Source organism: Methanohalophilus sp. (assembly GCF_030156785.1).
GTDB lineage: Archaea > Halobacteriota > Methanosarcinia > Methanosarcinales > Methanosarcinaceae > Methanohalophilus.
In genome coordinates this window covers 43,979-64,210 of the sequence record NZ_JASGLW010000010.1, presented here as the reverse complement: position 1 = coordinate 64,210, position 20,232 = coordinate 43,979, and the positions used below count along the sequence as shown (strand labels likewise).

The following is a 20,232-nucleotide window of genomic DNA, read 5'->3' as shown; positions in this document are numbered from 1 at the left end:
TTACTCAACCTGTTCCGTGGCTTTTTTGACGTACCTTGACACTGCCCTGCCCATAGTTGTAGAGGGAAGATAGGTACCGCCTGCAAAAGTATATCCGCATTTTTTACATTTCCAGATACCTGTACCAATTCTTCTTACAGAGGGCCTTGCACAGTTATTACATTTGTGAGGAGCATGCATGCGCTCTTCGATATTTGCCACTATTTTACGGTCCTTACGCCCATACCTTGTACCGAACCTGCCTGCAGAGCGGGTTATTCGTCCTTTTTTGGTATATTTTTTGGCCATGATAATCAATCTCCTGATTTGAACCTTGTATTAGATTTATATCTCTAATAAATACTTTTCGCGTATTTCACCTGCTTTTTCTCGTGCTACATCTATGGAGTATAAAAGCTGCTCTTCTGAAAGAGTACCTGAACCACTTTTCTGCATGGCACAAATTGATCCATCCTGATTTGTGGTTACAGTAATTCGGGCTTCACATACTGATTCTTCACTATATGTGGGATCTACAACCATCTCCTCACCAATCTTGACAAGGGATACTGAAACCGGCATATCCCGAATTGGCATCAATATATCTTCACCATAACCCTCCCTTTCGGCAGGCACAGTTGTGGTCATAAGTGCAGCAATTGCACCAAGTGAAGCCGCATTAAGGATGTTTCCACTGTCATTTAAAACATGAACATCAATGAAGACCATCCAGACTGCCTCTCCTTCAGTGATGCAAAGCTTGTTCAGATCAATAGCTCCGGATTCACGAACTCCACGATCTACGATCCTTGCCATCTCAATTGCATTTTCTCTTGGAGGACCTGCTTCAAAGTTGGGAGAAGCGATTGGGTTTAACTCCATGCTAGTCATAATTACTCCAGAATCTGGAGCATCGGGAAAAGGCGTCCCAACTTGCAGTTTGATACCGACCATGACCTACGTATCACCAATTTGCACTTTTGCAGATCCTTCGGCTTTATCAATAACATTAGTTTCAAGGTCTATATCCCTGAACTCATCAAAGGAACGTCCATCTTCACGTTTTCCTTTGAGCATAAGGTTGTAAATGCAATCCTTCGTGAGGCGGGAAATTACTTCACTGCTCATCTTTTTCACCTTCATCTTCTTCAGTTTCAGCGTTTGTAGTTGATTCTTCAGAATCCTCGGAGTCGCTTTCAGCTTCTGGTTCGACAATTTCTTCGTCAGTTAATTCTTCCTCGTCTAAATTTTCAACTTTTTCTCCTTGCTCTTCCAGAACATCTACGGATTCTTCTGAGTCCTTTTCTTCCTTCTCTGCCACAGGAACCACTTCGATGTCGCCATATCTGGACATCAAAGCTTCACGCTGTATCTCAAAGATCTGCTCACAACCTTTCTTTGCCATTTCAAGAGCGGCTTTGAACTCTTCCGGAGTTAGGTGACCGTCCATCTGGAGTAAGGTTATTTCGCCATCCTGTGTCATAGCGATGGGCAAATCGGCATCTCCATAGTTGTCTTCAGGTTTATTGAGATCAAGAACAAGTTGTCCATCAACTTTCCCCACAGCACATGCTGCCACAAGACCTTTCATAGGAATACCAGCATCCGCAAGAGCGAGAGTGGCGGCATTAATTGCTGCAGTCCTTGTACCAGCATCTGCTTGAAGGACTTCGGTCATTACATCAATCACAGCACCCGGATAATACTGGATCATTATAACAGGTTCAAAGGCCTCTCCACTTACTTTTGAAATTTCAGTACTACGCCTGCTGGGTCCAGGTCTAATGCGATCTTCAACAGAAAAAGCAGCCATATTGTATCGATATCTTACAAATGCCTCGTTGGGACGCTGTAACCTGCGTGGGTGAAGTTCACGCGGTCCATAAACTGCTGCAAGTATTTTGTTGTTACCCCATTCAAGATAACACGAACCATCAGCCCTTGATAATACACCTATTTCAATTTTCATGGGACGGATTTCATCAACACGTCTTCCGTCAAGACGTATGCCATTTTCATCAATAAAATGTTCTGGTTTTTCACTCATCATCAGTTCTCCACATTATTCCTGCTTGCTTATATAACTTTAAATCATTGCCTTTCATCATCAAGCAGCACATCCATCTTTCTGCATGCGTCTTCCGTATAGCCAATCTCATCAGGGCACAGGAGATCTTCCTCCATGTCCAGAACTTCATCTTCAACACCTTCGAATTCTCCCTCAACCAACTCTGCCTCTCCTAGATCTTCCTCGTCGCCCTTTAGGAAGTGACCAACACGATCCGTAAGTCCGGAGGTATGGGATTCATTCTCAATCATACGGATTGCTTCAATAAGATGCTCCATATCCGAATCTTTGCCATTAATCCATATACGCCCGTTCTGACCAATGAAAATATCACAGTTAGTCTCACGCTTTAGAATAGAAACCATTGATCCACTATGACCGATGATCCTTGGCACCTTGGAAGGCTGCACCTCAATAATCCTGCCCATACGTAAAATGCGCAGGTCATGACCCCTCATCGTCAGTTCAACTTTCATGAAAGCGCTTACATCTTTTACCCGCAAGATAGCACAATCACCTATGTCCATGGTTTTCTTCATCATGGAGCTATCCAGACGACGTGGATACTCCGAAACATGTAAAAGACCATCATAGGGAGACATGATATCAAATATCCAGTTGGATGACGTCACTTCAATTACTTTCCCGATTACATGATCTCTTACATGGGGAAAATAGCGCCCTGAAAACGGAACCACGCTTACTTTGTTTTTGAAATTTGCAACTCCGTAAAAGAGAGAGTAAACCTTCCCATGTTTAACATATGTGCCGTTACCGGCATCGGAAGCTTTCTCTGAGAGAAATTGACCGGGAAAAACAATCTTACGGTCCATCACAATTACCTCTCAGAGAAGCTTAGTCTCTGCATCCCCTTTTGTAAGACGATTTACAAGACCATAGAAATCATTCTGTAATCCGGCAGGCATCCTCACAACACCCACCCATGAACCATCATTAAGCCAGTTTTCTTTGATAATAGTGGAAAAGTGAGCAATTTCACCATAGGATTTAGCCGCATATGAAGCAGGTACATGTACTTCAACATCTACTTCTTCAAATTTGATGGGAATAATTGGCCTGATAGCTTTCATAACAGCATTAACCTGCTCATCCACAGTCTTGAGAGGATCTATGTGGATTTTGGCCTCTTCCATAGCACGCTCGATTCTGGAAGGGGGGTGCGGGGCGCGTGTCTGGGGATTAATGGCATTCTGGGCAATTATGCTGATTACCTGTCTTGTCTTCTCTTCCAGCATACGTTTCCTCTGCTCCTGTGTGAGCTGCAATTCGCCATGTTTGATGATATTAGCAGCCACCTCGTAAATATCGTCAGTACCAAAATTTTCAATTAACTGGGATTCTGAAGCATGGTCACCCTTCTTTGCATCTGTAAAAACAGAATCTGCTGCAAGAATATCTTCGAGATCAACGTCCTTGCCCTTTTTGTATTCAAGAGCACCGTCTGGATCTACAAAAACTTCAAAATGTTTGCTTCCCTTCTTAAGTCTTGCAATCAGTGCGTCATCAAGTGATATCATAAAATACACCACGCCTTTTCAATAATTATTCTTCATCGTTTTGCTCTTCAGCATCATTTTTGTGTTTTTCAAGAATGCGCTCCACATAGTCTTTAACTTCGTCGGGAGAATATTTCCTGAAAATGCCATCTTCTGCAGTGACAACTCCTATTTCAAGGGTTGAAGCATCGAGCTTCCTGTCTGATGCCTGATAAAGAGCTTCCATTCCAAGCATTATAGCATCTTCAATATTCATATCGGAGTCGTATTTCTCTTCAAAGACTTCCATAAATGCATTTCTCCCGGCTCCTATTGCTGTGGCCTTGTATTCAAGAAGTGCACCACTTGGATCGGTTTCAAAGAGCCTTGGAATTTTACCGTCGACTCCGGCAATCAAAAGAGCAGTACCGTAGGGACGAACTCCACCATATTGTGTGTAGGTCTGTTTATGATCACAGAGTTTTTTGGCAAGAACCTCTACATTTATTGGTTCGTCATAGGAAACCATATTTATCTGAGACTCTACACGTGCTCGGTCAACAAGAGCCCTTGCATCCGCCACAAGACCTGATGTGGCTACTCCAATGTGTTCATCAATCTGAAAAATTTTTTCAATGGATTCAGCTTCAATCAATCTACTTGTAATACGTTTATCAACAAGCAGCACAACCCCATCTTTTGCTTTGATACCTGCAGCTGTTGTACCCCTCTTAACAGCTTCACGAGCATATTCTACCTGAAAAAGTCGGCCATCGGGACTAAAAACAGTAATGGCTCTATCGTAACCCATTTGTGGCGCCATTTGCATTCTACTTCATCTCCTACTAATTTTTATGAATCTGATAATAACAACAACGTATAATATTGTTTCTTTTCATTTATATGTGACTGTGCACTTCATAGGCTTCCCGCTTTTCAATATATTTTTCTGTTGCTGCCCTAATTGTACCGGATACGCCCAGTACATGAATAAAAGCTTGATTGCCATCTATGGAAGTAATAATCGATAATACGGCACGTGTTAGTTCCTCAGAACCTCGCAAACACCTGAGGATTCCAAAAGGGTAATTGAAATCAAGCAATCTGATCTCACATTGGCTGGAAACCAGATCTCCAAGGAGAGATGATGCAGCAGGGAAGATTTCACGTAATAATCCTTCCCTTGAAACAGAGTTCTCGGAAATTACTTCAAAAGCAATATACCTTCTTTGGGGTCTAAGTGTCGGAGGGAGGGTTTTCATTACATATCACCTTCCCTTTCAATTACACGTACTCCATCACGAACAGAGTTAGCAAGCCTGCGATTACGTGATATTATTGCTGCAGGAATATCCGAAAGTGCAAGATTACCCTCCTCTATAGTCATCCCGAATAGTCCTGCAAGAGCTATGAGATCACGGGGAGCACGAAGATCATATAGAGATGCTGCATTGCTAGTTAACAACATCGGTACATCATACTTCCTGGCAAGTTGCAGATTCCTCCTGAAATTGGATAAGGCATAAACCCGTTTGCCACCTTTTAGTTTGATAAGGATATCGACATTAAACGCCAGAGCAACATTATTTTCAGCGGCTGCTTTTGCAAGAACATGATTTATCCCGCTATCTTTGGAAGTAAAAGGATGATTTAAAATATCAACACTTGGATTTTCAACTGCGGCTCTGTTGATGGATTCGGTACCTCCGTGCACAATTATAACATCTTTTTTGGTGCGATATTTGCCCACTAATCCATGAAGTTTGGAAGGTTTTGATACACGAACCTCAATACCGCTGCACATTTCAAGCTGAACATTGGAAGATAGCACTTCTTCACAACTTTCCGAATCGGAATGGTTTGAAATACATATCCCACTGTAACCAAGATGCTGTGACATAGCCAGCATCTGGCTGCAATTATGCTCTCCATCAGGGTAAGCATGTACACAAAGGTCATAATATTTATGCGGCAAAGAGATCCTCCATTGCCTGAATTGCTTTTTCCCTGTTTTTAGGATAAGTAGCTACCTTTAACTTAACTATTGTGGGGTCCTTTGTATCGGAAATATGAAGATGACCCAAATAGGCATGTTGTTTATCAAAACGTAAGTGAAGCATTAGCTCATCGTCCAGTCTTTCATGGAGTTCCCCTAGAAGAATTGCACGAGATTCCGGGGATAAACCTGCATTGAGCTTTTCTGTAAAAGCTTTGATTTCAGGTTTGCGCTTGAGGGTTACAGAATAGAGAACCATTGGATTTCCATGGTGCCCCTCTATCTCCATGTAATCAATATTGCCAGAATCACCGGACGAATTTTTTGTATAATTTTCTGGCAAAAAGAGGCTCAGGGCCTGAAGGACCCTTGCCTGATCTTCGGTTGCATGCGCTGTGGCACGCAAAATGATGTAATGGATCACTTTCCTCTGTTGCCATTAGATCTTATGCTTGGGCGGTTCTTTTCAGTACCTTTACCCTTTGTTCTCATGCCACGCCCCTTACGTCCAGCACTGGTCTTCCCACGGAATACACGCCCGCGAGATGCTTTGTTGCATACCCAGTTAAGATCCTTATCATTTTTGATTGCCGGATGGCTTGGATCTACAAGAATTACCTCGAACCATTTGAGCTTTCCATCTTCACCAACCCAATAAGAGTTGAGAACTTCCATGTTCGGATACTTGCGAGCAGCCCTTTCCTCACCAATGCGCTGGAGGCTCTTCTCTGCAACGATTTTGTTCTTACCCATGTGCTGGGTACGCCGTCCACGGACGTATCTTGATTTGCGAAGGCTACCACGGCGTACACGTACACGGACAACAATAATTCCCTGTTTGGCTTTGTAACCAAGGGAACGTGCCCTGTCAATACGTGTTGGGCGCCTTAGCCTTTCAACTGAACCCTGACGTCTCCATTCCTGTAATCTTTCCCAGCGGAGATCCTTTACATAAGTGTTATCAGGATCTTTCCATGCGTCTCTTATATATGCATAAAATGGTTTGGACATTTTTTCCACCTGTGCTCCGTTCTTTATGATTCAGCCCCTGAGAGGCCACATGCCAACGGGTCTCTCCCCGTAAACGGAAACTCTCGATAATAGATGATACTTACATTTAAAGGTTGTTGTCACGCAAAAAAGCCGTACAAAATAAATAAAAAGAACGTGGGGTTGGTGAGATTCGAACTCACGATCGACGGGTCTCTCCGAACCGCTGCACATAGCAGCATTTGAAGGTTCTGGTGAACACATATCAGTGCTCCAACGGCTCCTCACAGACCTACCCCGTCGGATAAGTCTCAGTAGACCCGTTGCTCATCATTTATCCGCTGGAGCCCGTCGCCATTCCTGGCTAGGCCACAACCCCTCGCTCATGCGTAAGGGATCATGTGGATGCAATTCATCAATAATATAGTTAGCGGTAGGAAAAGGTAATACGCTCACTCCTTTTCCTCAATCAGATCCGCAAGTTCCTCACAGATCTTTTCTACTTCCTCGCGTACCTGTTCGCGGGTAACACCTAAAAGATGTGCAAGGTAAAGCGCTCCTCCGGCACCTACACCCTCTTTAACATGACCCTTTTCATACTGCTGCAAACCCACATGACAGGATTGACCATATCCTGGGTCAACATGGAACATTTCTGCACCAAGCTGATCAATCAAATAGTTGAATGTGGCAGACTCGTCATTTGCCACGTAACTGGTGGTTACAATTGATAGATTATCCGTATTTATACCCAGATGCTTGATGATAGCAAAAACCGCAGCCATTTGCGTCCCGCCTGCAAGGATAATGCGACGATCACCTATACCTGAAACAAGACCGGCAACTGCAGGCATCATGGGATCGCCAACACAATGAATAGCCTCAAAAGGATCGTTTCTAAGGCTTCCATGAGTTATCCCGGAAGACTTAAGAGCCTCATTTACAACTTTTTCCTTTAGGCTTACAGGGTTTACAGAAGAACTGCTGCTGACAATTCCATCATAACCCATAGCATCCAGTACCGCCCAAGCAGTGGTGGTTCCTGCAGGAATGCTTTCCCCGATTACAAAAAAATCGTATTTTTCCCTGAGTTCCTTTCCAACAGTTTCCGCCTTTTCAAAAATTCCCTGAGGATCTTTAACCGCAACTTTATTGCGTATATCGGCCCCAGCTTCTACTTCAAGATCAATCATCGGAACTTTGGGAGTGAGCTTCATCCCTGATCTCACGAAAACATGGGGAACACCCGTAAGGCTTAGTACTGCCCGCGTAGTAAGTCCCGGAGTGGGAGTATTATACGGTGGAGTCATGGGAAGCACCGGAACACTCACAATGTTCCCGGTTTCCAGAATCTCGGCATCTCCCGCCGGGGTATAATCTGTTAGTTTTGCTGTTTTTCCTGCTGCCGAAAGACCCTCAATGTAAGCGGTCTCGGTGTTTGCCAAAACACAAACAAAGACTGGATTCTCAGGTTTTTTATTATCTCTTGGGAGAAGTGTTTCCATAATAATCACTGGAGATGGGGTTTATGATCAATAAGTCCTTGCAATATATATACTACTTGTAGCTTGTGAACCGCACATCGGACAGGTTTTGGTATCACATGAAGGTTGATCCGTGGGTATTCCAAGAATACCTGCACCAATTACTTCTTCCATCTCAAGGCCACACTCCTGCCTTCCGCACCAGTACGTTCTCACGATTCCTAAAGTAAGATTTTCTTTTATGGAATCGATGGTTTCGGATTCATAGATGTGATCTTCAAGATACTGAAGAGCATTGGAATAAAGGTTTTCCTGAATATCTGCAAAGGTCTTTCGGACTTCGTCAACTATGCCGTCAAGTGGTACAGAGACTTTTTCACCGGTGTCACGTCTTGCAAGTATTGCAGCATTGTTTTTAAGGTCTCTTGGACCAAGTTCTATCCGCAATGGGACACCCTGCATTTCCCAGCGATAGTATTTGGCGCCAGGTCTTTTGTCACTTGCATCGATTCTGACACAAATACCTGCATCTTCAAGTAGTCCCTTTAACTCTTCACAGGCATCAAGCACTTCTTCGGATTCTTTGAAAATAATTGGGATAATGATTACCTGAACCGGAGCAACTTCTGGCGGAAGAACAAGCCCTTTGTCATCTCCATGAATGGAAATCAATGCAGCAAGGGATCTCTCTGAAACACCGTAGCATGTCTGGAAAGCATAAACCTGCTCCCCATTTGGATCTTCATAGGTTATTTCAAAGGTTTTTGCAAAGTTATCGCCGAGATGATGGGCAGTACCAACCTGTAATGTTTTGCCATCAGGCATCAGGGCATCCACAGCAATCGTATAGTCAGCACCCGGGAATTTATCCCAATCAGGGCGTTTGGACGGAAGTACTGGAATTGCTAGTCTCTTGTAGAACTCAAGGTAGATACGTATTGCTTCATCAACCTGTTTTGCCGCATCTTCCCATGTAGCATGTACGGTGTGTGCTTCCTTGAATGATGTGATTTCCCTCAGGCGGATAAGTGGACGTGTGTGTTTTGTCTCATAGCGGAAAGTGTTGACAATCTGGTAGATCTTCAGAGGCAAATCCGCATGGGAGCGAACCCATAACTTATACATTGGGTATATAGCAGTTTCACTAGTAGGACGAAGGGCAAGCTTCACATCCAGAGGAGATGTTCCACCGTGTGTTACCCAGTAAACCTCATCCTCGAAGCCTTTGATATGCTCCGCCTCTTTCATAAATTCATGTTCTGGGATCAATAACGGAAACTGTGTTTCCTCATGATCCTTATCAAGAAGCTAACGCATGATGTTATAGACTTTTTTCCGGATGGAATAACCAAAAGGATACCAAACATACAATCCTTTTACAGGATACCGTACATCCATGATCCTGCCTAACTGTAGCAGTTCATTGTACCATTCACTGAAATTCTCTTTTGGAGGTAAAGTTGCCTCTTTTTCCTGTTGGGTCATAATGTCACCGGGAATTGTTCCAATGTAATTAGCCAGAATAGACAGAAATGTTATTTAAATGCTATTCAACTGTGTGTTGATGAGATTGGGAGATTAAATCGCTGGAGAAAAGCTGACAAAAAGATCGTGGATAGAGTCTATTTTGAAATAGAAGATCAAGGGATGGTTGTAAAGCCCCATAAGGGGGTCTCCATTCAGGTAGCCATCTCACAGGAAGGGCGCTTTGATGGGATAAATATCTGATATCGATGATATATCCCGTTTTTCATCCTTTTGTAATACAATCAGGGTCCACTTTTGCCCGTACAATTTCGGGAATATTTCCCCACATACCTATATTCTCTCCCTGAATAACCACAGCACCATCGATATCATTTACTCCTTTAAGGACTCTGAAAGATTCTTCAACACCCCTTGATCCGATTTCAGTGGCATTTCCAAGTGCTGTAGCGGCTGCGTCTGCCAGTGATACATTATCTGAAAAAACAATGGCTGCATCTGCCATTCCGAAACTAATAGATGGCCCGACTGTTCCCGAAGATGTGCATATACCTTTAACATGGTCACTTGGCTGGACTACAAATGCCAGATCTTTAACTGGTGATGTGCCGGCATAGATTCCTACGAGAAGTGGTCTGTCGGTGATATAGGCAATATCGCCCCCATTATCTACCATTGCATAAGAAGCTCCTGCCTCTACCATTGCTTCTACTGCAAATGCTGAAATTGTTCCGGCTACTGCACTCATCGGACCAATTCCAACCTGTCTGGAAGCATCAGCCATCCTGAGAGCAATTTCAGGTGCATTGTCCAGACAGTCATGTGGTTCAAGTGTGATCTTAAAATAAGGATCCTTTAATATATACTGCTCAAGGAGGAGACGGCTTGAAATAATTGATTGTTTGGCAACTTCAATATATTCCTGCTCATCGGCCTTTATTGTGACAATAGTTTCTTTGAGTCTATAAAGCTCTTTCATATTTATTATCCTTAAACCTCAAGAATAAGAGCATTGTGAGGACACATTTTAAGGCAAGTTCCACACTGAATGCATTTGTCAGCATCTATCTGGAGATTCCATTCTCTATCAAATGAAAATACCTTCACTGGACACACGGAAATACAGGCGCCACACTCAACACACTCTTCTTCATCCCTCATGATTGGATTGTCAAGGATTGCAACTTCAGCACCCCGTGAAATCAGAGCATCTCTTATTTTAGGGAATTGCGACATCTCAACTTCTGCTATGATTTCCCCGTGATTTGAATCAAAATGTGCTTGTGAAATGTTGAGGATTGTTCCAGTTTCAATGATAGATTCCGCAATGATTGGCTCCCCAACAATGTCTGCTGAAATATTGACTTTGATCATCATTTTTACTGCCTCCTTGCAATGAGTTTACTTATATCATCACTCGTCACTATACCAATGACTTCCTGTTTGCTATTCAGCACAGGCATTGCCGAGAGACCATTAAGATCAAGATTTCTGGCAGCTACTTCAACCGGATCTGTGGCATTGGCGGTAATTACTTTTTTTGTCATGATATCTTTCACAAGTTTATAATTTTCTTCTGCAACTGCCTTTGAAATATCCCACGCAGTTACAATTCCTGCAATGGTTCCATCTTTTTTTACTACAGGAAGGTGAGTATATGCATTTTCCACTATAGTTTTTGCTGCCTTGTGAAATGTTGCATCCTGATTAATGGTAATAACCTCTGTTGACATTATATCCTTCACAAGCAAGTTGCGATCTCTTTGTTTCATGGGTTTGCAACTCGTATTTTTTGGGAGTAATTCAACAGGTTCAGAAACAAAGAAATCTCCACCTTTTATCCATTGCTTCAACTCGCCTGCAATTTTGCGTGCCATCTTGAAACTTGACATGGAGGAGGTGGGAATATCTTTTCCGTTGATTTCAACAGTACCGGATCTAAGTTCTTCGTATGTAACTTCGGCCAATTTTGGCCTGTCTCTGCTTGGAACCCCATAATCCAGCACATTAGTTGTAATATCTGCATCTGTTATTGCGGTAGCTAAAGCCACTCTCTCGTTTATTATAGGTATTGGAATTCCCATGCCTACATAAAGCGAAGTGCCATATCCTTCAAATGTAGCTGCCCTGATATAATCAGAACTCATTTCTTTTAGATTTCCACGTACCATTAGAGTTCCGAAATTATTCTGTGGGGAATGTTGGGTTCCCTCACCAATGATGTATCCCTGGGAACCGCCGAGGAATATTCTGGAACCTATGCCAATCGTTTCATAATTAGGATCGTTACACAAGGGAGAAAGAACGCCTGCTCCAGAATAGGTTACATTTCCACAACTGGGTAATAAGGTGCCCATATAAGTGTATATTTTGTGATTAGAACCGTTGGTTGCAGCATTGTATTTTTGATATGCATTACGAGGATTTATCATAATTGCCTGGTTGAGATCGTAGATGTTAAGAGTGGTGTCTAGTAATTTTCGTGGATAACAGTCAGTGCCATATGCAGTGGCATGGACATCGATGGATTTCCCCCGGATAAGGTCTTCTATTACATGGGCACCGCCATAGTTCATCCCTTCTGTTTCGGAGAGCTGAGTCGCTCCAATAAATGCATCAACAGCTGCAACGCCTGTATATGCCTCAACTTCATTGAGCCATATTTTACTCATCTTGATAGGAGGTTCTGAGTGACCAAAATTAAGCCAGACACCGGAAGAACACATAGCTCCGAATGTGCCTGTAGTAACGACATCAACCTCTTTTGCAGCTCCATCGGCTCCCAAATCTGCTACAATATCCACCATCTCTTCAGCAGTTACAACGTTAACGCTGCCATCTTCAATTCGACTATTGATTTCTTTAATCGATTTCTCAACCATATTCCAACCTCATTGTTCTACTGCAGTAATAGTTGCCGGCGTATATATTACTTCTGGTTATATTATTGAAATCTAAAAATTACATTTGACATTGTGGATAAAAAACTCATTTTGGAAGGAGAATATGTGTGGTTGTTCCAACTCCTTCCAGACTTTTCACCCAAATGGTTCCATAGTGTACTTCAACAATTTTCTTGCAAACATGGAGTCCAAGCCCAACACCGTCATAGGATCTCGTTGTAGAGCCATCTATCTGATAGAAAAGATCAAAAATACGGGGAATTTTTTCTTTTGGAATTCCAATTCCATTATCTTTGATCTTTATATGTATATTATTATCATCTTCCTTGATAGTTACTTTTATCTGACCTTCTTTATGGATGAATTTTATTGAATTATCAATAATGTTTACAAACATTGTAGTAAGGCGCTCACGGTCTCCATGAATCGAGGACAGTTGCTCAGGTAAGCTGGAAATAATTTCTATGCCCTTGCCTTTGGAGTGGGTCTTAACAATATCCATAGCATCCTGTATGATTTCCCGTAAGTCAAGGGGTTCAAAGCTATACTTATAGTTTCCCTTTTTTTCCAAACTTATATACAACAGGGAGTCAATCAGGCGTTTTAACCTTTCTGAATTGCGCACAACTGCAGAATTTGCCTTCTTTTGCTCTTCATTCAGTTCTCCAAACCTTCCCTTGTCCAGAAGCTGGCTGAATCCTTTTATGGAAATGAGTGGGGTTTTGAGTTCATGAGTTAAATTTGCAAGGAATTCATTCTTGAGTTTGTCAAGAGATTTGAGATCTTCGTAAGCTCTCTGAGTTACTTCGAAAAGCTGTGCATTTTCAATGGCAACTCCAATGTGTTTTCCTACATGCTCAAGAACCTGCAGGCTCTGTTTACAAATCTTACGTTCTACTGGAAAAGTAAGTTGTACAAATCCAATTACATGCTCTTTTGAATGCAAATGGAATAACAAATGCGTGCGTCTTTGTATCTCTCCGCCTACATTTACGGTTCCTTCGGCAACAAGAGGTCTGAAGGGTGTATCAGCTGATCCCTTTAAAAGGTTTTCAACAACTGAATAATGAATTTTCTCGGGATATTCTCCATTAGGACCAATATACGCCCTCAAAGCAGCTTCTCGGGATTCATGATCAATAATGTAAACGCCCCCTGCACAGATGTCAAGTAAATCTCCCATTTCCATAAGAACTTCATTAAGGAGATCATCCACATCAAGTGATTGCGAAGCAAGGCTTGAGGCTGAATATAGAATTGCAATATCCCTCTCTTTTTTGAGTAAAGTTTTTTCTGTCTCTTTCCGGGATGTGATGTCAATAATAATGCTGGAATAATTCAGATCATTTTCATTTTTATGGCAAATAGCCGTTTCAGAAACCCACTTTATAGCACCTGAACTATCATATAAACGGTATTCAAAAGACACACATTCTTGTCTTCCTTCTATAAGTTTGAGCAAATGTGCCTGAACATATCCAAGATCTTCTGGATAGATAAGATCATCAAAAGCTAATTTACCGGATTTTAGCAAATCTGCATCATAGCCAAATTGGCTTATGTTTTCAGATAGAAATTCAAGTTTCTTTCTTTCGTTACCCTGCCAAAAAAGAATAACTGCAGGACTGTTATTAATCAAACAACAGAGCATCTTTGCCATGCTTTCATTATTTAAGAATTCTGTCACTGCTTGGGGCGGTATGTACATAGCATCCGCTTCAAGTTTGCTCTTTAGAGCAGTAACCATTAGATTCATCCCCTCATATACTGGCTGAAATAGATAAATACGCACTTGATTTTTGAAGTATATAAATATGGACATGTTTTTCATTGTAGATTTTAATATTTTTATAGTAATATTAATTTGACATATTATATTATTAGCAAAATGATAATGGAAAAATAGATATGTGGTATTTTCATGCTTATCCACTAATAGCAAAAAGTTGCTTTGCCTTTGTTCCAAAAAGTTATATAAAGGCAGAGTTCTATAGCCAGAAGACCTCTAAACATTTACCATACTTGAAATATACAGAGTTGATTATGTTGACAATCGAGAAAGGCGATTTTATAAAAGTTTCATACACAGGGAAGTTTGACGAAGACAACATCTTTGACACAACTGACGAAGAACTCGCAAAAGAAAACGATATCTATAACCCTCGTGGAGTATATGGCGGCGATGTAATTATTGTTGGTGCAGGACACACAATCCAGGGCCTCGATGAGGACTTCATCGGTAAGAAGGTTGGTTACTCCGGAACTGTGGAAATCCCTCCAGAGAAGGGGTTCGGTGCACATAATCCAAAACTTGTAGAATCCATTCCAGTAAACCGCTTTGAGAAGAAAGATGTTTCTCCAGGAATGAATGTGGAAGTTAATGGCAGACGCGGTGTTGTAGTCAAAGTAATTGGTAGGCGTGCACGTGTGGATTTCAATCATCCTCTTGCCGGTAAAACTGTAACATATAACTACACAATTGATGCTAAACTTGAGGACGATGTTGCCAAGATCAAAGGGCTGCTGACCTTGTACACCGGAATTCCTGAAATAGAGGTTTCCATTGAGGGCAAAACTGCGGTAATTGAAGTCCCTCTGGGTCTAACTTTCAACCAGCGCTGGCTCATGGCTAAAGGTCAGATTGCAACCCAGATTATTGATAATGTCGGAATGGAGAAGGTTCAATACGTAGAAACTTATCCAGCAGAAGCTGTTACTCCTGCCGCAGAAGAAACAGAATCTGAAGACACTGAAACCAGCGAAGAATGATTTATCTTCGCTATCCTTTTATAGCATTAATACTGTTGTCAGTACACTCATTTCCTATTGCTGAGGTAGCCAAGTGGACTACGGCGCCGGTCTTGAAAACCGGTGGTGCAACGCGCCGCGGGAGTTCGAATCTCCCCCTCAGCGTAAAATTAGAAGTTCAATGCTTACACACGTTCACCTGCTTGGTTTCTTGTATATTAATGTACAGAGTCAAGATACAAGAAGTTGGTAAGCATGCAATTGTACAAGTACAAAAAGATCTCAGCAGCTGAAAAGCAAATCGCTGACTCTACTTATTCTGCCACAAAAAAGGAACTTATTTTTCAATTTAATAATTTTAAAAATAACAAAGAAATTGGCACTTAAGTGCCAATTTGGTTCACTCACAGAGTTCACACATCGGGTCGTACGTGAAGTATGTTGCCCAGTTATTACCCTCAAATCCCTGAGGATCTTCGCAGTCAGCTCCCCAAGCGCTCTCATCTTCTATCTGTTCCAGATAATTTATCTGTATAAGATAGTTGAGTCCAGCTTTATTGTCACCGCGGTTGTCAGCAGTTATCAACAATTTGTTTTGTCCGGCTATTGGATATATATCGTGAGAGGTTACATTACTCCACACTGCATCTTCTCCAATATATTCATCATTGAGATAGAGCACATAAGCATCGTCACATGCAATCTTTATTGATCCATCTATATGTGCGGCATCATCTGGTATCTCAAACATATGTGTGAAGTTTACAGTTTCAATAGGATCTACTGATAGTTCATATGGGTACCAGATCCAATCTCCACCTTCATAATCACTATATCCTAATGAACTTGGTTCGCCAGGCCATCTTGGTCCAATATCTGCATCTTCAACTTCGATTGCCAATCCTGTGCCACCGCTAGCATTTGTCCAATTTACGTCTGCTGCATTACTAAAGAACTCTTCCTCAAATCCGCCAATCTTTACAACGGCTGCATGAGTTGCTATTGTAATATTGTCACAGAATCCGTCGGGCAGATCTGTAAGTGGAATTGTTTCTAAATACTCTGTCACATAGTGAAGGTTATCATTTCCATAAGCAAACTGTCCTGGTATTGGATTGTTCTTTTTGGTTTGAGGAATATCTGAAGCTTCGATTCCAATATCAAAGTGTGTCTCAGTGAAATACCAATTCTCATAGCTTTCATTGATCATATATTTCACATACAGGTTTGCGCAGTCATGCCAAACATCGACTGTACCTATTGGAATGTCCTGACCTGCAAATAGGCAATATGTTGAAAGAGTTGAGAGAGTTGGATCATATGCGTCGAAACAGATGTTGTCGATTGCGGCACCATAATCAGTTCCTGCTTCTCCTCCGTTAAGTGAGAGTTTTACACTAGCAATTCCTAGGGCTTCAACTTTCAGAGGAACTAATCCATTTTCTGCATCGTATGCTGGACCTACCGCACCTGCACCAATTGTGAAGCTGTCAGTATCGATTACATTATCATCGATGTCATATGCCACCAGAGTTGCATTAAGATCTGAAACACTAGACGGATTCCAGTCACCAAAGTCAAAGAGTTCAAGTGAGAAATTGTTTGCAAGAATTGTTCCGTTGAATGTAAATTCAAATACGTCTCCACCATCTTTAGCTCTAGTTGCAGGGAGAGCAACACCATTGCCTGTCAGATATCCTTGGGGATAAACGTTTGAAGCCGTCCCATCGTTGGCATTGTAGGCAATAACTGTAGAATCATTCTCAGCAACAAGTAATGCATTATCAGTAGTGCAGTCTATCATTAGTATGTCGCTCCAGTACATTCCTTCTACTGAATCTGCAACATCAACTCCCATTGATGCGTTGTCTTCGAAGTCTATACAGATCATCTCGGCTGAAGCACTGGAGACTAATGTTATTGATGCTAAGGCTATAAGCCCAAGCAATGCTATGGTTCTTAATTTCTTCATATTACCCCACCTTTGTTTGTTTTAACAGTAATTATATAATTACTCCCAGGATATTTAACAATATCGATATGCAGCGGTGCATTATAATTATTATAATGAGCATAGAGTTAGATATTAGCTAGGTGTATTAGAAGCAATCACCTATCGCCATCTGACCTAAATCCCTTCGGATTACAATACAGCATATGTCAGCGTATTGATCGTCATGGGTACCGGTTGGAAAAGCTGTCAGCTCATCTTTCGAGATCGATCAGCCATTGCGCCCCTCTTCCCCTCAGCGTTATATTGATAGTTCCATAGTACCAAATTTTGAAAAGGTTCAATCCTTTGTGTGGTTTAACTCCTTTAGTGTAGAACTGAACTCCGAGTTTTAAGCCGTTTTGAATGTCGAAAATAAGTCATTTAATATTTACTGACATATATGTCCCACCCATGAAAAATATGTATCAGCAAGTTTAAAATAAATTCAAAACTAAATTACACCTGAATCTACTGGCACAATCATTATTTCTTGATAGCAGTATCAAAAAGAACGCAGATGAAAAATCATGATAGACATTACATTAAGAGAAAGGTTCATAAAATCCGTGAAAGGAGAAGCGGTTGACAAAGTTCCGGTCTGTTCCGTAACCCAAACCGGAACTGTAGAACTCATGAATCTGACTGGTGCTCACTGGCCTGAAGCACATTATGATGCTGAAAAAATGGCCACTTTAGCAATTGCGGGATATGAAATTGCAGGATTTGAAGCTGTACGCTGCCCTTTTGATGGAACTGCAATTGCACAAACTCTTGGATGTACAATTAATGAAGGAACATCAGACACCCAGCCAAGCATTGTTGATTTCCCCTGTAAAGAGATTGAAGACATTCAAAATATCGCCATTCCAGATAATTTCCTTGAAAGTGAAAGGATATCCACAATCCTGAATGCTACGAAGATTATCAGGGAAAAAGTTGGTGATGATGTACCTGTAGTTACAGGAATGTTAGGTCCGGCTGCTATTTCATTTGCCCTTGCAGGAGCCCGGAACTATCTCATGTGGTCAGTCATGGAACCAGATGCCTTGAAAGAATTGGTGCAAATTGGAACAGAGGTTTGCATTGAATATTCAAACGCTCTCTTTGATTGTGGAGCGGATGTGATTTGCATCCCTGATTCCGAAGCCGGTCCTGATCTGGTACCCCCGGAATTTTTCAAGTCAATGATACTCCCAGAATACAGAAAAATAGCATCAGGAACAGATGGGCTGATGATATTACACATCTGCGGGGATGCAACTGCAATTCTCGATTTGATACCGGAATCCGGATTTGAAGGAATCAGCATTGAAGAAAAGACGGATGTCGGATATGCCAGAGAAATTATAGGAGACAGAGCATGCCTGATAGGAAATGTTTCGCCTGTGCGGGTTCTTCTTATGGGCTCTACAAAAGATGTGAAAGAAGATGCAAAATATTGTATTGATAAAGGTGTAGACATACTTGCACCCGGATGCGGGCTTGCACCTCATACCCCGCTTACAAATATGAGAGCGTTTGTAGATGCAAGAGACGAATATTACAGTCAACTTGATTGAATCAAAAATGATTCCCAAAAGGGATAAGAACTTTTGGTACCTAAACCAGATACATGGCACTACTCTCAAAAAACAGATTACTGGAATTGATTCACAGCAACCAGCCGCTTGTAGAAGGAATGAAGGATGAGTGTCTTCAGGTACAGCCTAACGGAATCGAACTTACCCTTAAAGAGATTCATTTGATAGAAGGTATGGGAACAGTTGATTTTGACAATTCCGAAAGAGTCATTCCCAAAACCACACCCCTTAAATTCAGTTCTGACGGCTGGATTGAACTTGGGACAGGCATATACAAGATTATTTTTAATGAAATCGTTAACATCCCGAAAGATACGGCAGCTCTTGCAACACCACGTTCCAGTATCATACGATGCGGTGCCACCTTAGAGACTGCGGTATGGGATGCAGGCTACAGAGGGCGTAGTGAGTGCCTTTTGGTTGTTTTTAATAAAGACGGAATTCGGCTGCAAAAAAATGCACGCGTAATCCAACTTGTATTCTATTCAATGGAAAGTGCCGTGGATAAAGGATATTGCGGTCGCTACCAGAATGAGAATTGTTAAGCACATTCACAAAAGATATGTACAATGATGCCTTAATGCAAACATATGAGTGAAATTGGAAAATCAGTGAGGATAGAACGTATATTCGATCGTAATACCGGGAACACCATCATCATTCCCATGGATCACGGTGTTGGTGCCGGACCTTTAAAGGGACTTACAGACTTACCATCAATCGTTAACAAAGTAGCGGATGGAGGGGCAAACGCCGTACTGGGCCATATGGGACTTCCAAAATATGGACATCGCGGATACGGAAAAGATGTGGGGCTAATCATTCACCTTTCAGCATCAACTTCTCTTGGTCCTGATCCAAACCACAAGGTTCTTGTAACTACTGTGGAAGAAGCAATAAAGGTAGGTGCAGATGCAGTTTCTATTCACATAAATGTAGGTGCAGATGACGAAGCAAAAATGCTTCAGGATTTTGGTCACATTGCCAGAAAATGTGATGAATGGGGAATGCCATTGCTTGCTATGATGTATCCCCGAGGACCAAAGGTTGCCTCGGAACATGATGTTGAGTATGTTAAACATGCTGCAAGAGTAGGAGCTGAACTTGGAGCAGATATAGTTAAAACAAATTATACCGGCGATATTGATTCATTTAAAGAAGTTGTCAAGGGCTGTCCTGTACCTGTTGTTATTGCAGGCGGGCCTCAAATGGACACCGATGAACAACTTCTGCAAATGATCCATGATTCTCTCATTGCAGGAGGAAAAGGCGTAGCAATTGGAAGAAATGTATTCCAGGCTGAAGATCCAACTAGAATGGTACAGAGAATCCACAAAGTTGTTCATGGTGGAAAAAGTGTGGAAGAAGCTATGAATTCATAAGGGATATAAAATAACAAGATCAGGCATTGGGTACTATACCCAGATAAATGTATATTTGTGGTGAGGTGGTAGCGGTGTTGATAATAAATGCCTGTCTTGTATAATTTTTTAGCATCATAGTAATCATA

At 41.8% G+C, this 20,232-nt stretch carries 19 protein-coding genes, 2 tRNA genes and 2 pseudogenes; 5 read left to right on the top strand and 18 right to left on the bottom strand.

From position 1 onward, the window contains the following. From PWQ49_RS06815 to PWQ49_RS06735, 17 genes and pseudogenes are all read right to left on the bottom strand, one after another. Entirely contained in the window at positions 1-288 is a 288-nt protein-coding gene (locus PWQ49_RS06815) for a 50S ribosomal protein L37ae (RefSeq protein ID WP_300609268.1), read from the bottom strand. Positions 289-324: 36 nt separating this feature from the next. Then, a pseudogene (gene rrp42, locus PWQ49_RS06810) lies at positions 325-1,116 on the bottom strand (exosome complex protein Rrp42). Next, positions 1,097-2,029, bottom strand: coding sequence for an exosome complex exonuclease Rrp41 (gene rrp41 / locus PWQ49_RS06805; RefSeq protein WP_363321831.1), 933 nt, complete (start codon positions 2,027-2,029; stop codon positions 1,097-1,099). Before rrp41 ends, rrp42 begins: the two are co-directional and overlap by 20 nt. A gap of 41 nt (positions 2,030-2,070) precedes the next feature. Next, positions 2,071-2,880 carry an exosome complex RNA-binding protein Rrp4 gene (gene rrp4, locus PWQ49_RS06800; protein WP_300609266.1) on the bottom strand — a complete coding sequence of 270 codons (810 nt, stop codon included), beginning with the start codon at positions 2,878-2,880 and terminating at the stop codon, positions 2,071-2,073. 12 nt (positions 2,881-2,892) lie between these two features. Beyond that, the gene (locus tag PWQ49_RS06795) at positions 2,893-3,585 is read right to left on the bottom strand and encodes a ribosome assembly factor SBDS (RefSeq protein ID WP_300609264.1); all 693 of its coding nucleotides are present in this window, start codon (positions 3,583-3,585) and stop codon (positions 2,893-2,895) included. A 25-nt stretch (positions 3,586-3,610) separates the two neighbouring features. Next, the gene (gene psmA / locus PWQ49_RS06790) at positions 3,611-4,372 is read right to left on the bottom strand and encodes an archaeal proteasome endopeptidase complex subunit alpha (RefSeq protein WP_300609262.1); all 762 of its coding nucleotides are present in this window, start codon (positions 4,370-4,372) and stop codon (positions 3,611-3,613) included. A gap of 70 nt (positions 4,373-4,442) precedes the next feature. Further along, complete coding sequence (locus PWQ49_RS06785) at positions 4,443-4,805, bottom strand: Rpp14/Pop5 family protein (RefSeq protein ID WP_300609260.1); 363 nt, start codon at positions 4,803-4,805, stop codon at positions 4,443-4,445. After that, positions 4,805-5,524 (bottom strand): ribonuclease P protein component 3, encoded by a 720-nt coding sequence (gene rnp3 / locus PWQ49_RS06780; protein ID WP_300609304.1) that lies wholly within the window; start codon positions 5,522-5,524, stop codon positions 4,805-4,807. Before rnp3 ends, PWQ49_RS06785 begins: the two co-directional genes overlap by 1 nt. Further along, complete coding sequence (locus PWQ49_RS06775; RefSeq protein ID WP_300609258.1) at positions 5,508-5,963, bottom strand: RNA-binding domain-containing protein; 456 nt, start codon at positions 5,961-5,963, stop codon at positions 5,508-5,510. The genes rnp3 and PWQ49_RS06775 overlap by 17 nt, the downstream gene beginning before the upstream one ends. Beyond that, positions 5,960-6,550 carry a 50S ribosomal protein L15e gene (locus tag PWQ49_RS06770; protein ID WP_300609256.1) on the bottom strand — a complete coding sequence of 197 codons (591 nt, stop codon included), beginning with the start codon at positions 6,548-6,550 and terminating at the stop codon, positions 5,960-5,962. Before PWQ49_RS06770 ends, PWQ49_RS06775 begins: the two co-directional genes overlap by 4 nt. Positions 6,551-6,707: 157 nt before the next feature. Continuing rightward, positions 6,708-6,908 (bottom strand) — tRNA-Trp (locus PWQ49_RS06765). Positions 6,909-6,981: 73 nt separating this feature from the next. Continuing rightward, complete coding sequence (cobT, locus tag PWQ49_RS06760) at positions 6,982-8,034, bottom strand: nicotinate mononucleotide-dependent phosphoribosyltransferase CobT (protein WP_300609254.1); 1,053 nt, start codon at positions 8,032-8,034, stop codon at positions 6,982-6,984. Between the two features lie 27 nt (positions 8,035-8,061). Then, positions 8,062-9,498: pseudogene (gene proS / locus PWQ49_RS06755) on the bottom strand (proline--tRNA ligase). Between the two features lie 265 nt (positions 9,499-9,763). Next, on the bottom strand, positions 9,764-10,477 hold the full coding sequence (locus PWQ49_RS06750) for a UPF0280 family protein (protein ID WP_300609252.1): 714 nt from the start codon (positions 10,475-10,477) through the stop codon (positions 9,764-9,766). 11 nt (positions 10,478-10,488) lie between these two features. After that, positions 10,489-10,875 (bottom strand): 4Fe-4S binding protein, encoded by a 387-nt coding sequence (locus tag PWQ49_RS06745; protein WP_300609250.1) that lies wholly within the window; start codon positions 10,873-10,875, stop codon positions 10,489-10,491. Between the two features lie 2 nt (positions 10,876-10,877). Next, complete coding sequence (locus tag PWQ49_RS06740; protein WP_300609248.1) at positions 10,878-12,380, bottom strand: homocysteine biosynthesis protein; 1,503 nt, start codon at positions 12,378-12,380, stop codon at positions 10,878-10,880. Between the two features lie 106 nt (positions 12,381-12,486). Next, positions 12,487-14,148, bottom strand: a complete 1,662-nt coding sequence (locus tag PWQ49_RS06735; RefSeq protein WP_300609246.1) for an ATP-binding protein — start codon at positions 14,146-14,148, stop codon at positions 12,487-12,489. Between the two features lie 296 nt (positions 14,149-14,444). Here PWQ49_RS06735 and PWQ49_RS06730 point away from each other — a divergent pair, with 296 nt between their 5' ends. Further along, positions 14,445-15,170, top strand: coding sequence for an FKBP-type peptidyl-prolyl cis-trans isomerase (locus PWQ49_RS06730; protein ID WP_363321830.1), 726 nt, complete (start codon positions 14,445-14,447; stop codon positions 15,168-15,170). A 59-nt stretch (positions 15,171-15,229) separates the two neighbouring features. Continuing rightward, a tRNA-Ser gene (locus PWQ49_RS06725) sits at positions 15,230-15,314 on the top strand. Positions 15,315-15,549: 235 nt separating this feature from the next. Here the strand turns inward: PWQ49_RS06725 and PWQ49_RS06720 are convergent. Further along, positions 15,550-17,121 (bottom strand): hypothetical protein, encoded by a 1,572-nt coding sequence (locus PWQ49_RS06720; protein ID WP_300609244.1) that lies wholly within the window; start codon positions 17,119-17,121, stop codon positions 15,550-15,552. 548 nt (positions 17,122-17,669) lie between these two features. On the opposite strand from PWQ49_RS06720, the gene mtaA reads away from it, so the two are divergent. From mtaA to PWQ49_RS06705, 3 genes are read left to right on the top strand one after another with little or no spacing between them, the layout of a single operon-like run. Beyond that, positions 17,670-18,701 (top strand): methylcobamide:CoM methyltransferase MtaA, encoded by a 1,032-nt coding sequence (gene mtaA, locus PWQ49_RS06715; protein WP_300609242.1) that lies wholly within the window; start codon positions 17,670-17,672, stop codon positions 18,699-18,701. A gap of 53 nt (positions 18,702-18,754) precedes the next feature. Beyond that, positions 18,755-19,267, top strand: coding sequence for a deoxyuridine 5'-triphosphate nucleotidohydrolase (locus PWQ49_RS06710; RefSeq protein WP_300609240.1), 513 nt, complete (start codon positions 18,755-18,757; stop codon positions 19,265-19,267). A gap of 45 nt (positions 19,268-19,312) precedes the next feature. Continuing rightward, positions 19,313-20,104 (top strand): 2-amino-3,7-dideoxy-D-threo-hept-6-ulosonate synthase, encoded by a 792-nt coding sequence (locus PWQ49_RS06705; protein WP_300609238.1) that lies wholly within the window; start codon positions 19,313-19,315, stop codon positions 20,102-20,104. Positions 20,105-20,232: the final 128 nt, after the last annotated feature.

Bases quoted from the DNA above. Each gene is read 5' to 3' on its own strand.
- cobT (WP_300609254.1), bottom strand. From the start codon at position 8,034: ATGGAAACACTTCTCCCAAGAGATAATAAAAAACCTGAGAATCCAGTC.
- rrp41 (WP_363321831.1), bottom strand. From the start codon at position 2,029: ATGATGAGTGAAAAACCAGAACATTTTATTGATGAAAATGGCATACGT.
- PWQ49_RS06815 (WP_300609268.1), bottom strand. From the start codon at position 288: ATGGCCAAAAAATATACCAAAAAAGGACGAATAACCCGCTCTGCAGGC.
- PWQ49_RS06720 (WP_300609244.1), bottom strand. From the start codon at position 17,121: ATGAAGAAATTAAGAACCATAGCATTGCTTGGGCTTATAGCCTTAGCA.
- PWQ49_RS06785 (WP_300609260.1), bottom strand. From the start codon at position 4,805: ATGAAAACCCTCCCTCCGACACTTAGACCCCAAAGAAGGTATATTGCT.
- PWQ49_RS06770 (WP_300609256.1), bottom strand. From the start codon at position 6,550: ATGTCCAAACCATTTTATGCATATATAAGAGACGCATGGAAAGATCCT.
- psmA (WP_300609262.1), bottom strand. From the start codon at position 4,372: ATGCAAATGGCGCCACAAATGGGTTACGATAGAGCCATTACTGTTTTT.
- PWQ49_RS06730 (WP_363321830.1), top strand. From the start codon at position 14,445: ATGTTGACAATCGAGAAAGGCGATTTTATAAAAGTTTCATACACAGGG.
- PWQ49_RS06795 (WP_300609264.1), bottom strand. From the start codon at position 3,585: ATGATATCACTTGATGACGCACTGATTGCAAGACTTAAGAAGGGAAGC.
- PWQ49_RS06705 (WP_300609238.1), top strand. From the start codon at position 19,313: ATGAGTGAAATTGGAAAATCAGTGAGGATAGAACGTATATTCGATCGT.
- PWQ49_RS06710 (WP_300609240.1), top strand. From the start codon at position 18,755: ATGGCACTACTCTCAAAAAACAGATTACTGGAATTGATTCACAGCAAC.
- PWQ49_RS06745 (WP_300609250.1), bottom strand. From the start codon at position 10,875: ATGATGATCAAAGTCAATATTTCAGCAGACATTGTTGGGGAGCCAATC.
- rrp4 (WP_300609266.1), bottom strand. From the start codon at position 2,880: ATGGACCGTAAGATTGTTTTTCCCGGTCAATTTCTCTCAGAGAAAGCT.
- mtaA (WP_300609242.1), top strand. From the start codon at position 17,670: ATGATAGACATTACATTAAGAGAAAGGTTCATAAAATCCGTGAAAGGA.
- PWQ49_RS06735 (WP_300609246.1), bottom strand. From the start codon at position 14,148: ATGGTTACTGCTCTAAAGAGCAAACTTGAAGCGGATGCTATGTACATA.
- PWQ49_RS06740 (WP_300609248.1), bottom strand. From the start codon at position 12,380: ATGGTTGAGAAATCGATTAAAGAAATCAATAGTCGAATTGAAGATGGC.
- PWQ49_RS06750 (WP_300609252.1), bottom strand. From the start codon at position 10,477: ATGAAAGAGCTTTATAGACTCAAAGAAACTATTGTCACAATAAAGGCC.